At 35.6% G+C, this 12,979-nt stretch carries 16 protein-coding genes; 4 read left to right on the top strand and 12 right to left on the bottom strand.

Annotation, left to right across the window (positions count from 1 at the left end; translation table 11 throughout):
• Positions 1-2: 2 nt before the first annotated feature.
• The 4 genes from CD112_RS07740 to CD112_RS07725 all read right to left on the bottom strand — a co-directional run bounded on the left by CD112_RS07740 (position 3) and on the right by CD112_RS07725 (position 2,655).
• The gene (locus CD112_RS07740; RefSeq protein ID WP_061055032.1) at positions 3-725 is read right to left on the bottom strand and encodes a gamma-glutamyl-gamma-aminobutyrate hydrolase family protein; all 723 of its coding nucleotides are present in this window, start codon (positions 723-725) and stop codon (positions 3-5) included.
• A 138-nt stretch (positions 726-863) separates the two neighbouring features.
• Positions 864-1,304, bottom strand: a complete 441-nt coding sequence (locus CD112_RS07735; RefSeq protein ID WP_103364110.1) for a MarR family winged helix-turn-helix transcriptional regulator — start codon at positions 1,302-1,304, stop codon at positions 864-866.
• Entirely contained in the window at positions 1,276-1,677 is a 402-nt protein-coding gene (locus CD112_RS07730; RefSeq protein ID WP_002480228.1) for a transporter suffix domain-containing protein, read from the bottom strand. Before CD112_RS07730 ends, CD112_RS07735 begins: the two co-directional genes overlap by 29 nt.
• A 252-nt stretch (positions 1,678-1,929) precedes the next feature.
• Entirely contained in the window at positions 1,930-2,655 is a 726-nt protein-coding gene (locus CD112_RS07725; protein WP_159081725.1) for a CPBP family intramembrane glutamic endopeptidase, read from the bottom strand.
• Between the two features lie 220 nt (positions 2,656-2,875).
• Here CD112_RS07725 and CD112_RS07720 point away from each other — a divergent pair, with 220 nt between their 5' ends.
• Positions 2,876-3,385, top strand: a complete 510-nt coding sequence (locus CD112_RS07720) for an SA1002 family membrane protein (RefSeq protein WP_061055029.1) — start codon at positions 2,876-2,878, stop codon at positions 3,383-3,385.
• A gap of 44 nt (positions 3,386-3,429) precedes the next feature.
• Here CD112_RS07720 and rbsK read toward each other — a convergent pair whose 3' ends face one another.
• From rbsK to rbsR, 4 genes are all read right to left on the bottom strand, one after another.
• Positions 3,430-4,341: a ribokinase gene (rbsK, locus tag CD112_RS07715; RefSeq protein WP_057510671.1), complete on the bottom strand. Its 912-nt coding sequence runs from the start codon at positions 4,339-4,341 to the stop codon at positions 3,430-3,432.
• Positions 4,342-4,358: 17 nt separating this feature from the next.
• A complete protein-coding gene (gene rbsD, locus CD112_RS07710; RefSeq protein ID WP_070463081.1) occupies positions 4,359-4,763 on the bottom strand; it encodes a D-ribose pyranase in 405 nt (134 codons plus the stop codon).
• Between the two features lie 17 nt (positions 4,764-4,780).
• A complete protein-coding gene (rbsU, locus tag CD112_RS07705) occupies positions 4,781-5,662 on the bottom strand; it encodes a ribose/proton symporter RbsU (RefSeq protein ID WP_002480233.1) in 882 nt (293 codons plus the stop codon).
• A 170-nt stretch (positions 5,663-5,832) separates the two neighbouring features.
• Positions 5,833-6,828, bottom strand: a complete 996-nt coding sequence (gene rbsR / locus CD112_RS07700) for a ribose utilization transcriptional repressor RbsR (protein ID WP_061055026.1) — start codon at positions 6,826-6,828, stop codon at positions 5,833-5,835.
• A gap of 208 nt (positions 6,829-7,036) precedes the next feature.
• Here rbsR and CD112_RS07695 point away from each other — a divergent pair, with 208 nt between their 5' ends.
• Positions 7,037-7,645 carry a class I SAM-dependent methyltransferase gene (locus tag CD112_RS07695; RefSeq protein WP_061055025.1) on the top strand — a complete coding sequence of 203 codons (609 nt, stop codon included), beginning with the start codon at positions 7,037-7,039 and terminating at the stop codon, positions 7,643-7,645.
• A gap of 147 nt (positions 7,646-7,792) precedes the next feature.
• On the opposite strand, the gene CD112_RS07690 is transcribed toward CD112_RS07695, so the two are convergent.
• Complete coding sequence (locus tag CD112_RS07690; RefSeq protein WP_103364108.1) at positions 7,793-8,542, bottom strand: sugar phosphate isomerase/epimerase family protein; 750 nt, start codon at positions 8,540-8,542, stop codon at positions 7,793-7,795.
• A 180-nt stretch (positions 8,543-8,722) separates the two neighbouring features.
• Positions 8,723-9,001: a GNAT family N-acetyltransferase gene (locus CD112_RS07685; protein ID WP_057510675.1), complete on the bottom strand. Its 279-nt coding sequence runs from the start codon at positions 8,999-9,001 to the stop codon at positions 8,723-8,725.
• A gap of 186 nt (positions 9,002-9,187) precedes the next feature.
• Between CD112_RS07685 and CD112_RS07680 the strand changes: the two genes are divergently transcribed.
• Both CD112_RS07680 and pbp4 read left to right on the top strand, forming a co-directional pair.
• Complete coding sequence (locus CD112_RS07680; protein ID WP_103364107.1) at positions 9,188-9,568, top strand: (4Fe-4S)-binding protein; 381 nt, start codon at positions 9,188-9,190, stop codon at positions 9,566-9,568.
• Between the two features lie 164 nt (positions 9,569-9,732).
• The gene (gene pbp4, locus CD112_RS07675; protein WP_061055022.1) at positions 9,733-10,971 is read left to right on the top strand and encodes a penicillin-binding protein PBP4; all 1,239 of its coding nucleotides are present in this window, start codon (positions 9,733-9,735) and stop codon (positions 10,969-10,971) included.
• A gap of 62 nt (positions 10,972-11,033) precedes the next feature.
• On the opposite strand, the gene CD112_RS07670 is transcribed toward pbp4, so the two are convergent.
• Both CD112_RS07670 and CD112_RS13795 read right to left on the bottom strand, forming a co-directional pair.
• A complete protein-coding gene (locus tag CD112_RS07670) occupies positions 11,034-12,305 on the bottom strand; it encodes an amidohydrolase family protein (protein ID WP_023014842.1) in 1,272 nt (423 codons plus the stop codon).
• A gap of 336 nt (positions 12,306-12,641) precedes the next feature.
• On the bottom strand, positions 12,642-12,770 hold the full coding sequence (locus tag CD112_RS13795; protein WP_257790832.1) for a hypothetical protein: 129 nt from the start codon (positions 12,768-12,770) through the stop codon (positions 12,642-12,644).
• Positions 12,771-12,979 lie beyond the last annotated feature (209 nt).

Below are 12,979 nucleotides of genomic sequence, written 5' to 3'. Positions count from 1 at the left end.
TGTCATCTTCTTTCAATTTGATCCACAAAATCTTTAAATAATGCATCCATACTGTTTTCATGCCACAACATTTCAGGGTGCCACTGAATACCGACCATATATGGATATGATTCTGATTCAAAGGCTTCAATCACCCCATCATTAGATTGTGCCATGACTCTGAAACCTTCTGCCAGTTGATTAACGACTTGGTGATGGAAAGAGTTCACATAGAATCGACCTTCAGGAAATAACGCACTTAAACGTGTGTTCGGAAAGACTTTGATTTCATGTGTCTTCTCAGTCGGATTCGTTGGTTGCCAGTGTCTAAGTGATTGTATTTGACGATACGACGTATCTTGGAATAAAGAACCACCGTGAAAAACATTTAAGACTTGGGCACCACGACAAATCCCTAGAATTGGTATAAAACGTTCTTTCGCTTTCTCTATCAATTTAAAATCAAACACATCTCTCGCAAGTAATGTTTCACCTAATTTGTCTTGCGGGTCTTCATTGTAAAGTTGCGGACTGACATCTTGTCCCCCGCTTAAGAGTAAAGCATCTACTTGTCTGATTTGTGCTTCTATAATGTCATCGTTATCTGTTATAGGAATAACCATCGGCACAGCGCCTTGTTTCACAATCGAGCGGATATAATCCTGATTGACATAACAACGCTTATAGCCTGGAAACATTCCTGCTTGATCCGTTAATATATTTGCGGAAATACCTATCGTTTTCATGATGTCTGCCTCCTGTTGTTGAATAATTTTAATTATAGTGAGACCGTCGGAATTGTCAATGTGAATTCATAATTTTCAGATATCACCCCAATAAAAAAGACAACCTCCAATTGGAAGTTGCCTTTTAGAATCTATAAATTAAATGATTTTTTGTAACTTTATTAATGCGTTTCTGATTTCTACAATCTCTTCATATGAGAAAGTATCTGCGCATTTTTTACTAAAATCATGAATATAATCATTAATACTCTCTTTATATTCTAGTCCTTTTTCACCTAGACCAATGATGGATGAACGTTTATCATGGTCATCTTTATACAGATAGATATAATCTTTTTGTTTCAACTTTTGAAGTTGTTGGCTGATGGCACTTTTAGAGACATCTAAACGTTGTGCTAATTCACTTGGTTTCATATCTTGGTTTTCTACTAAGATGGTCATAATCACATGTTGCTGATTGTTTAATTTAAAATGTGAATACTCTCGTTCTTGCTGCATGTATTCTATCGCAATCTCTTCGTTAATTTTGGTGATTTCCTGAGCGACATGTTCAATTTGCGTTAGGTTTGATTGTGTCATGTTTACGACTTCCTTTTTTCACTGTTTTTAATTCAATAACTGTTGTTTGATCTGCTTGTGTTTCATTATAAGGGGCTTCTGTTGCGTTCTCAACGTTCACTTCAGTTGCTTCTGTGACTACAGTTTCTTTTTTCTTGAACCAGTTTTTCGGGTTTAATTTGCTTTTGTATTTTTTAACGACTTGTTTACCAAGCAATACGATTGATACTAAAATATTAACTTCTCCAAATACTAAGACACTGCCGATAATAATTCCTTTAAGTTTTAACGCAATCGGTAAGAATCCGATAAGTGCTGCAACACCGTACATCGCTGCTCCAATAATTAAAAGTGTAATTCCTATTTTAAATTTTTTCGATTTATTTTTAAGCATAATAACCGCCTACCTTTTCCTTGTTTTATTTAATTAGTTTAGTTAACTTAACTAAATTATAAGTGGTGTTTTAAAATTTGTAAACCCCTAAGCTCAACTTTTTTTAAATTTTTTGATTTGCTTCATATCAATACGCTTTAAAGCCTTGTCACTAGAGGATTTCTTTTAAAAATAAATATAAAAAAATCCTCTTTCATTAATGAGATACTCACTTGAAAGAGGATGAAAAAGACTAATTTCATTTGTATTAAGTTAAAAGTTTACTTTGAGCCGCTTCGCCAAATTAATAATGAGCACGATAAACAACACTGTCAAAATAATACTGCCTTCGATACCCATCGTACCGCCAGTCAGTATGTTATCCGTATGATATTTCGTTTTAAACAAACTGAAATTCAGTTCATTTCCACTGACATTAATCCCATAAATACAACCTTGTACGAAGTTCCATATAATATGGAACCCAGCAACTATCCAAATCGTACCGTCGATTCTGTAGATTAAAGACAAGACAATACCGACTAAGAATATATTCGTCACACCGACAATGGAAATATTAGGGTTCATCCCATGGAGTAAGGTGAAGACCACTGCTGAACACACAATCGCAAAACGATCACCATATCGCTGTGTTAAACGTGTTTGGAGATATCCACGCATCAAAAGTTCTTCTGCGCTTGCTTGAATACAAAATCCAATAAACGCTAAACCGATACCTAATAACACCGTTTGATTCAGCGTATTGCCGACAATTGAGATATTTCCAAATAACACTAAAATTAAAATCACTACAGAGAAGACGATAAATCCGAATAAGCCTCCGATACCTAGCTTTCTGAAAGCATATGTACGGTAAATACCGACTGAACTTAACGGAAGGTGCTCTCTGTTATGTACATACCAAAAGAGAATTAATATTGAAAATATAAATGGGACAGGAAGTAGAATGACTTCTTGAAGGGGATGATTTCTGACCATTAAATAAAAAGGCCCCGCAAACAACCCGCCACCTAGCATCATCAAGATGGATAAGAGTGAAAACTTAAGCCAACTTCCCTTATAATGTTATGTAAATTGATTTTCCATAAGTTGTTCTCCATTATATAATTAGTATAGTTTATCTATTTAATTTTCTCACAATCGGATATCTACCGCAAATATTATTTTTTAACTTCATTAATCAAAGGACGTGACATCTATGACGCTATTTAACATCATCTTAGTACTTATCATGTTTTTAGCTATTGATTATTTGGCTAATCTCGGTAAAAAGAAAAACGCATTCCTACAAACAGCACTCTTAAGTACACTCTTAATCTTTACCGCTTTTATTGCTTTACTGCTAGGCGTATCTATTATCTTATTAATAAGCGCTATCATTGACTTGGGTAATGATTTATTCATAACGGGACTCTTAATGATTTTAACAAGTGGAATTATTGAATTTTTCTTACTTCGTTATTTCATCAAACGTTGGTTCAATGATGTATGGACCTTAACTGTCGTTGAATATTTCATCCAATGGTTATTAGTCTATCTCACACTCTATCAAGTAATGACACAATCATTATCTAGAATTAAATTAGAAGTCGACATCCATACGCTGTTTCATATCTTGAATATCGAAGCTTTGAATTTAACGTTACTGCCTGTGCTTTTAATCAGTTGGATCTCCCTCATCATGCATAAGATTAATCTCAGACAATGAAAAAAACCTATCCTCGCATATATGGATAGGTTTTTGAAGTTCGTTTAATATTCAATGTCTTTTGCGAATGGGATAGAGATTTGCGCCCCTGCTTTTTGAACTGTATAAGATGCTGCTTTATTCGCAAAATCAATCGCAGTTTCTAAATTCATTTGTTTCACGTCAAACGCACTGACAAATGCGCCGATAAAAGTATCTCCGGCTGCTGTTGTATCTACAACATCAACTTTATATGCTTTGACTAAGCCAGAGTTGCCTTTGACTGCGTAATATGTTCCTTGTGCACCGATAGTAATTAATACGACTTTAATTCCTAAGCTTAAGAAATAGTCTGCGTTTTGAGCCATTGATTTTTCATCCGTCACTGGAATACCAGATAAGATTTCCGCTTCAAACTCATTCGGAATAATCACATCTATCAGTCCTAATAATTCTTCAGGCAATTCACTTGCTGGTGCTGGATTTAAAATCGTTGTAATACCATGCTTACGCGCAATTTCAAACGCACGGATAATCGCCGGTACAGGGACTTCTAATTGTGCCACTACATAATCCGCTTCTTTAATTACTACTTCAGCTTGTGCCACATCTTCAGGTGTAATATCCATATTCGCACCGCCATAGACGTAGATGGTATTACTGCCGTCTTTATCTACTGTAATAAATGCTTGGCCCGTATCTGCTGTTTCTGATTCTGTAATATACTCGGTATTCATTCCTGCTTCTTTGAAACCTTCAAACATAAAGTCAGCTAAACCATCTTTACCGACTTTTGAAATAAACGTCGTATCTGCGTTCATACGTGCTGTCGCAATCGCTTGGTTCGCACCTTTACCCCCGCCATATTTCTTTTGTCCTTCTTTGACATGCAAGGTTTCACCAGGTTTCGCATAACGCTCAACAGTTAAGAACTGATCCACATTCGTTGAACCTAAAATTACTACTTTATTCGTCATACTGTATCTCTCCTCGCTTAAAATGTCACATTAGATTCTAAAATAATATTTGAAAATGGTGTGATTTCACCTGTACGTATATTGCCTTTATTTAATGGATGACTTAAGTAGGCTTTCATTTCTGTATGTGGAATAAATTCAATCTCTACATCATCCTCTAACAGTGCTTTAATTTGTTTTAGCTGCGCTGGGTTATGTGTTTTAATTTCTTCAGCTAAATAGATTTTTTGAATTTTCATTTCTGTTAAGACTATTTCTAGTACATCGATAAAGCGCGGCAACTCTTTTGTGACCGCTAAATCAATTCTACGTGCATCATTTGGAATCGGCATACCCGCATCATTAATGGTTAATAAATCAAAGTGGCCGATTGTCGCAATGGCTTGTGAAACATGACTATTTAATACAGGGGTTTTCTTCATTTCTATTCCCTCCAAAATTATTTAATAAAGACTGTGACTGTTGCGGCAGCTAAAATTAACACTAAACCAACCATCGTAATCAACATTTCTTTCTTCGTCTTACGTTGATTTAAGAAATAAATACCTGTTAACGTCGCAAGAACCACTGACGTTTGAGATAAAATAAAGCCTGTCGCAAGACCATTCATATCTGGTTGTGCTGAAATTAAGTAAGTTAACGCCGCAAATGCGAAGAAGAAACCTGAAATGATTTGAAGCCATGTAATCTTATTCTTAAATGGATTGTCTTTCTTCATCATTGTTAAACCATAGATCACTGCGACGAGAACCATACCCATAGCTTGAGGTAAGAAGGCTGCTTTTCCTCCGATATCTGTCGCTTGTGGTGCAGCTGAATATAGCCAATATCCAATTTCACCAATCAGCAAGATAACCACTGCTTTCTTTAAGTTACCGCTGTTTTGTTCCTCAGGATGTTCACTCCATACTGTCATACGTGCACCGATTAAAATCACAATTAACGCCACAAAACCGATAATTTTATTGCTTAGTCCTGGCCAGTTACCTAACGCAAAGACACCCCATAATGAAGCACCAAGCAATTGGAAAGCTGTTGTGACTGGCATTGCTCTTGAAGAACCGATAAGTTCAAAGGCTTTGAAGGTTAAAATTTGACCGAAACACCAACCTGCCCCAGAAAGCAACGCAAACATTAAGTTCATACCTGTCGGGAAGTGTTGGGCTGTCAATCCCGCAAAGACTAACGCAAAGATTAATGTCCCTACCGTCGTTCCGATAATTTGATGGACCGGTTTACCTCCGAACTTTGACGCAATCGTCGGGAATAAACCCCAACCAAGCAATGGACCTAAACCAATAAGTAAAGCGACTAGATTCATGAATAACACCTCTATTTTTTTCTAAGTGGATTTAGTAAAACGTTTTACTTACTCACATACTAGCACTTTTCATTTATTTTGTATACGTTTTCATATATATTTAAGATTTTCGACACAATAAAAAACGAGTACACTTATCAAGAGATAAGCGTCCCGTCTTTGATGAATGATTATTGATTTAATTGTTGTGTTGTTTCTCTGACCACGAGTTCATTCGGCAATTCAATACGTTCAACCCCTTGATCAGTCTCCGTAATTTTCTTCACGATTAATCTCAGTGCTGTTTCCCCAATTAACGCAATGGGTTGGGCTACTGTCGTTAATGCCGGTGTCATATATTGCGAGAAACTGATGTTGTCATAACCTACGACTGAAATTTCTTCAGGCACAGTTTTTCCACGTTCATTTAAGCCGCGTATCAGCCCGATGGCCATTTCATCGTTAATCGCAAAAACCGCAGTCACTTGACTGTCGATGATTTGATCAACGATTTGTTTACCGCCTGAAGGTGACAGTTCTGTTTCTATCTTCAACGGTTTTTGAACATCATGGGATTCGCAATAATCTTCAAAACCTTTCACACGTGCCTGCATATTCGACATCATTTCATACGGTTGTACAATGGCAATATGTTGATGATTTAAATCAATAAGATGTGCTGCCGCTAAAGCACCGCCTGTTTGTTCATCTGTTCGGATGATATCGGTATATCCATTATCTTCACTTTGGTCTAACACGACATAAGGAACATTGTGTCTCTCTAAATAATTGTTCATACTTTCAGGTTGATCGATTAATCGCGCAATGACTAAACCGTCCATGCCTCTTTCAACTAAATGCTTGATGTTATGTTCTAGATGGTCACCTGAAGTACTTAAGAAGAATAAATCCACATAGTCCGGCTTATGTTGTTCCATACTCTGCATAATCGCTGAGAAGAAAGGGTTCGTTAAACTGGGGACTAAAACCCCGATTAATTTAATCGTATGTCCTCTTAATTGTTGGGCATTTTTATTTGGAATATAACCTAATTTATCTTTAGCTGTTAACACTTTATCAATTGTCGCTTGCGAAAAGCGTTCTTGTTTATGATTTAAAATGTGCGAAACCGTGGTTAAGGATACACCTGCTTCTTTTGCGACATCTTTAATTGAAACTTTCTTCATGAGTGCTTAATCCCCTTACGTTGACAGACTCGCTTACGCAAATGTGCCACCTTTTTATCTCTTTCATCATATCATCTCTGATTTCGTTTGTAGAGTTCGTAAGTCATTGTAACTCTAATCCTTTCATAATTTATTAAATTCGTTTTAATTGCTTAACTCCTTCAAACTTTTTAGACTAGTACTGAGGTTAAAGAGAGGAGGCATCACCATGAATCATTGGGATGAAAAATTTGATTCCGACTCATATATTTATGGTAAAGAAGCGAATCAATATGTTAAAAGCGTCTTTTCAGAAAAAGTAGATACACCAAAGAAGGTATTGATGTTAGCTGAAGGTGAAGGACGTAACGCAGTTTATCTTGCGACATTAGGCTACGATGTCACAACGTATGATTTATCTAAAGTCGGCATTGAGAAAGAATTAAAACTTGCGGAAGAAGCAGGTGTTACAGTCGATGCGAACTATGGTGATATCACTGCGTCTGATTTAACTGCAGAAAATGCCTATGATTATAGCGTGAATATCTTCGGACATGTTCCTCCAGAAGGTAAACGCGGGATGTTCAATAACTTAATCAAACCTTTAAAATCAGAAGGTCATAGTTACTTTGAACTTTATTCAACAGAACAACTCGAAAATAAAACAGGTGGCCCACCAAACAAAGCCATGCTTTATGAAGTAGATGAAATCAAAGGTTATCTTGAAGACCTTCCTGTTAAAATCCATAGTCTAGAAAAAAGAGATATTGAACGTAAAGAAGGCACTGCACACACAGGACATGCGAGCGTCATTCAAGGACATATTGAAAAGCTATAATAAATAAATGAAAAGCTGAGACATGTATTAAAGCATACTTTGTCTCAGCTTTTATTTGTTTTTTGAAATATCACTGATGTTTCGCATGTAAAGAATGCGATTGTGATGAGCTCATACTTGCATAAGCAAACTTTTCAGCAACTATCGCTACTTTCTTTCATTTTCTAACACATCAATTGACTGCTTGTCTCTTAATACTTCATTAACATCGCTTGAAGGATATTCAAGACCTATTGGTAGCCCTGTTGGTAGTTTTTCAACTACTGATTTCCAATCAATAATACCTTTATCTAAGGATACAACGATAAAGTTACTGTCTTGTTCTGCTAGATTTTTCAAGTGAATATAAGTAACATATAATCCTAATGTGTCAGCCGCATCAACTTCACTTTCTTGAACATATCGGAAATTACCCAAATCAAATGTATAACCTATATTTAATTTAGCTTTTTTAGCATCTTGTAAGAATTGATTAATCTTATTGATCGTTCCTGACTGTTGTGTTTGATCATTTTCAACCGTAAAGTTAAATGGTTGATCATTAATAAAATTCAGTTGTTTTAATTGACTAAAATGTCGATAATTTCCAATTGACATCTTTACGTTAGCCACATTAAGACGTTTAGCTTCTTCAAAATATTCGAAAATTTTAGGGTTTAATTCACCGTCATCTAAAAATATATAATCGGGCACGCTATAAAATAACGTAATGTTTTTACTTTCCGCTGCTTTACGCATCTCAGGAATTTCTTTGTCGATGTCTATGAAGTACTCTCTTCTAGGTTCAATTTTGTTGAAACCTAAAGATACAATATCATCAAAAAGTTCAACTTGCTTCAAACCACTGTTAATTTTTGCTTGAAATACTAAGGTATTAAATACTAAGTTGTTGTTCATTGTTGTTCAGTCCTTTACATAAATTAGTAAACCCATTTATCATTCTCATCCATATCATAAACTGGTTTACTCAAAATGTCGACGCTTTCATTTTTTTATATTCAATGATTAAGACAAAAAAAACAGACCTCTCTAAAGAAGAAGTCTGCTTGTTATCATAAGTCGTGTGTATAGAATGTATTAGTTATTTAATACGTCCGCATATTCTGGTGTTTTATCAAAGACACTTTTCGCAAATGGACATAATGGGACGATTTTCATATTATTTTCTCTTGCATAATTGACTGCTGCTTCTACCATCGCATAGCCTACACGTTGGCCGCGTAATGCTTCTGATACTTCTGTATGATCAATAATAAATAAGTCTGGACCTGTTGGGACATATGTCATCTGTGCTTGATAGTTATTTTCGTCTTGGCCCACATAAAATTTATTGTGTCCGTGTTTTACTTCTGTCATTGAGATCACTTCCCTCTTTTTATTAATTTGATATTACCTTGTGCACCTCTTAAAAGCAAGAATATTAACTTATCTTACAATACTGATTATGATTCTCAATAGTATAACATATTATATTAATTTTAAACAACTTATTTGTGTGCTATATTGAACTTAAGTATTTGGCATAATATGAGGAGTGATAAAATGAGAAAGACTTATACTAGTGAAACAATTGATGTCTCTTTTGAACCTGTGCGTTGTATCCATGCAGCTGAATGTGTGAAAGGATTACCACAAGTTTTTGATACAAAGAAACGCCCTTGGATTGACCCTGCGAATGCGACAGCTGATCAAATCGCAGAAGTCGTAGAACGTTGTCCAAGCGGTGCGTTGGAATATCATCGTAAAGACGGTAAACCAAATGAACATCACGAACACACAGAAATCTCAATCGGCAAAGATAACCAAATTATTATTAAAGGTGAATTTACGTTAAACCATAATGGTGAAGTCATTGAATTAAACCGTGCGATTTTAAAAGGCGGTCCGAATGTTTCAGATAATCCATTCTATACTTTAGACTAATCATCATATTAACTACACTTCTTGACTTGTTTATAAAAGAGTTTGAAGTGTAGTTTTATTAAGTTTATGCTTTATTAATAAATCTTATTTAAATCTTGTTGAATACAGTATTCTCTTATAGTAACGTAAGAGTATATTATCTTATAAAAGGATGGCCATACATTGTGAAAAGAGTTATAAGCATCATTGTGTCAGTTATGTTCTTAATGAATATACTGATTGCACCTACCGCTCACGCTGAACGGACGCCAATAGACGTTGCGAAAGAAAACCATCAAACGATTCAAAAACAGTTTGATCCTAAAAGTGCCTATGTGACTACCGAACAGGGACAAATTTTGTATGATTATCACGGCACACGTAACATCGACCCTGCTTCTACCGCAAAGTTGATGACCATATACTTAATATTAGAAGACATCAAACAAGGTAACGCTCACCTGTCAGATAAAGTTAAAATCACACCAACTTATGAACAAATGTCTCAACTCCCGAATTTGACGACATTTCCTTTAAAAAATAAACAAACCTATACTGTAGACCAATTGTTGAAACAAGCCATGTTAGAGTCTAGTAACGCTGCGACATTAGTACTTGCACACCATGTGGATGGTGATATTTCTAAATTCACAGACCGCATGAACCACAAAGCGAAACAATTAGGGATGCATCATACACATTTTACTAATCCAAGTGGTGCGAATAACCAATTGATTCATCAATTTATCCCAAAAGCTTATAAAAGTGAAACAACTTCTCAAAGTACAGCACAAGACATGGCAATACTTTCTCAAGCAATCTTGAAACAGTATCCTGAGGTACTCAATTACTCAAAGTTAGAAACCGACAAACAGTATGGTAAAACACTAAAAAATACAAACTTATCGTTACCGCATGGTCCAGATGCATTAAAAATTGTAAATGCTGACGGTCTAAAAACAGGTACGAGTGAAAATGGCTACAATTTAGTATTAACAGCCAAACAAAAAGAACTACGTATCAACACAGTTGTTATGAATGTACAACCTTATCCTAATGAAGCTGCGAAACATGCACGCCAAAAGCTTGCGAATGCTTTAACGGAAGAAGCTTTCAAAAACTATGAATACCGTAAAGTTATCTCTAAAGGTGAACATGAAATTGATGGTAAGACGTATGAAGTAAAAAAAGATTTATATGATCTGGTGCCTAAAGACAAAGCTAAATATGACTTGAAAATTATTGAAGATGAACAATTAAAAGTAGACTATCCTAGAAAATTCCTTAAAGGTTATCATGCACCTTCTGTTGAAGTTGAGCCAGTAACGCACTGGGGTACTTTGATTTTAGGTGCGCTTGTCATGATAGGCGGCGTCATATTACTGACTGCAATCATCTATATTATTATGAAACGACGTAAATAATCATTCTATATGTAAAAATGAGCAGAATCTCACAGGTTCCGCTCATTTTTTCGAATCTATTTTTATTTTGTTTTACGTGTAACATCTAGTTCTGTTTCATATTTAGGTAATGCTTTCTTGAACAAGTATTCACCATGACGTACAGACGCTAGGCAGTCTGAGCGACGTCTTTGTGCTTCAAATACTGTTGGCGCATCTACTACGATAAAGTTAGCAGGTTTGCCTTCATCTAAACCGTATTCATCTTCAATGCGCATTAATTGTGCACCGTTGTAAGTGATTAAATCAAAGTTGCGTGGGAAGTCTTGTTCACGCATTAATTGTGTCGCATGCAGACCATTATCTAAGATATTCATCAAGTTACCTGAACCTGCTGGATACCATAGGTCTACGATAGAGTCTTGACCAAATGCGACGTTAATATCGTTATCTACAAATTCTTTTACGCGTGTTAAACCACGGCGTTTAGGATACGTATCTTGGCGTCCTTGTAAGAATAAGTTCTCTGTTGGGCATGAAACAAAGTTCAAGCCAGATTGACGGAATAAGCCCATCATACGGAATGCATACGCATCATCTGCTGAACCGAATGAACAAGTGTGAGAAGCTGTCGTATAAGGGCCATAGCCTTGTTTCATTGCTTCTGCGTTCAATTGTTCAAGATAACGTGCTTCTGCATCATCTGTTTCATCACAGTGTACATCAATCAATTTGTCATATTTAATCGCAAGACGTACGATTTCTTTCACTGATTCTGCACCGTCTTCAGGACTCCATTCGTTATGTGGAATACCTCCGACACAGTCAGCACCTAGTTTCAATGCTTCTTCTACTAAGTCGCGGCCTGTTTTACCGTCTTCTTCGAATGAATACATACCATTTTGTGGGAATGCGACCACTTGAATCGTGATATTGTCTTTCAATTCGTCTCTGACTTCAATTGCCGCTTTAATCCCTGTTAAGTTAGGGTCTGTACAGTCTGTTTGTGCACGGATATATTGTGTTCCGTAACTTGCGACATCATTGACTGCTTTACGCATACGTTCTTTCATTTCTTCTTTTGTCGTACCTTTTTTATAATCATTCCATAAATCAATCGCTTCAAATAGCGTACCTGATTCGTTTTTGATTTTAGGATCTTGTCCTGTAAAGTAGTAATCTAAATGCAAGTGTGAATCTACATAAGGTGGTAGAACTAAACGCCCTTGTAAATCGATGACTTCATCCGCATCGCCTAAATCATTGCCGAACGCCACAAACTTGCCGTTCTCTACTAAGATTTCAGAGGCATCATCATGTTTATAGATTGATGCGTTAATAAATTTTTTGCTCATTTCCATTCCTCCATCTCTCTTACCTTCACAAACAAAAAATTATTCAGTATTCCAAAAATGTTACATCCCAATTTTATCAACTTAAGATTCAATAAAGAAACTTAACGCATTGAGTTTTACCACTTCGAAGCTATTTTAACCATATGTTCAAGCCGACGCTCATATCAATATGTAATAATTATTTTATATTTTTATTTACTTTTATTGTATAATTGTTACATTATATAAATACAATATAAAGAGCTAAACAAGCTGGAACTTACTTAGCCTTTAATAAAGGCTCACAATGGATCTTGTGAAACTCTAACGAATCTAAATGGTTAGTTAACTTCTGACTTAATTGTCCGTTAGTACAGAAGTTATTTTTTCCATCTTATTGATAGCTCCTTTTAGTAAAAAAGGCACTAAAACAACGGAACATACATTTTCAAAATTCAAATGAATTTCTATTGGTGTAATATCCATACTATCACCTCCCCCGATAACTCCATTTAAGGCTCGAGGCGGCTTCACATGCTTCTATCTATTTCATGCTAGGTTCTTTACCCTTGGATATTATACCACCTTTATCTATAAATTACTTTATAATTTTTAAATGTAATATTTTTTCTCGCAAAGTAAAAAAAGAGCTAAAACAGCCAAAACTGTCTCAACTCTTCATTAGTTCATACAAA

This window comes from Staphylococcus simulans, from assembly GCF_002902285.1.
GTDB lineage: Bacteria > Bacillota > Bacilli > Staphylococcales > Staphylococcaceae > Staphylococcus > Staphylococcus simulans.
Note: the sequence above shows the minus strand (reverse complement) of the source record. Positions and strands in the feature narration are given on the sequence as shown.